We start from the raw sequence: 967 nt of genomic DNA, 5'->3' as shown, positions 1-967 counted from the left end.
CCCCGCGGGGACAGTTTCGCTATAATAACTATAGGCACATGGATACTCCAAGTTTAACAATCTCAGTTAACCAGCTGTTTTTTAAACTGGTTAGGGCTAATACCCGTTTCCTTTTTAAAAAGCCTTGAAAAATAGGGCAGGTTTTCAAACCCGAGCTGGTAGGCTATTTCAGATACGCTTTGGTTATCGCCCGTGAGGCGGTTCTTGGCTTCGTTTACCAGGTAAATATGGATCAGGTCGATGGCGGTTTTGCCGGTTTCCTGTTTCAGCAGGTCGCTCAGGTAACGGGGCGATAGGTTGAGGCGCGATGCCAGCATACTTACCGTGGGCAAGCCCTGGGTAGCCAATAAACCGTTTTTGAAATAGCCAGCCAAAGCATCATTAAATTTCGATATCGTTTTGCCCGAAAGCTCGCGCCGGTTTATAAACTGGCGCTTGTAAAACCGTTGCGAATATTTGAGCATCGAATCAATGTGTGTAAGCATAATGTCGCGGCTGTACTCATCGGTATTGTTGCGGTATTCGGCATCTATTTTATAATACAGGTCCCACATGGTTTGYTCTTCCTGYGGCGAAAGGTGCAGGGCCTCGTTGGCCTCGTAATCAAAAAAGGCGTATTTATTGATCTCGGTATGCAAAATATGACCGTTCAGAAAATCCTCGTGGATGAAGATGACAAAGGCATCGTCTTCATATTCAACGCCGTTAAATTCCATGATCTGGCGGGGTTTTACAAACATCATGCTGCCGTTATCATGATCGTACCGGGTGCGGCCGTACATAATAACGCCCGACTTCAGTTTTTTAAACCCAATCATATAAAAATCGGATGTAAACTCCCTGTTGCCGAACGAACAGGTGTGTACGCACCTTTGTACGCTGATGAGCGGGTTCTCGGGCGGGGCAAAGCCGTTGAAACGGTGCATATCGGCCAAGTTTTTAAAATGCTGCATGATCAAAAAATATT

General features: G+C 45.9%; 1 protein-coding gene. It reads right to left on the bottom strand.

The window, feature by feature from the left end; all coding sequences use genetic code 11:
- Window positions 1-62: 62 nt before the first annotated feature.
- Window positions 63-967: helix-turn-helix domain-containing protein (locus tag AC1DXF_RS29435; protein WP_477452249.1), on the bottom strand; the 905-nt coding region annotated here is incomplete at its 5' end.

The organism is Mucilaginibacter sp. P2_A5, assembly GCF_056404995.1.
This window is presented reverse-complemented; position numbering and strand designations above follow the sequence as displayed.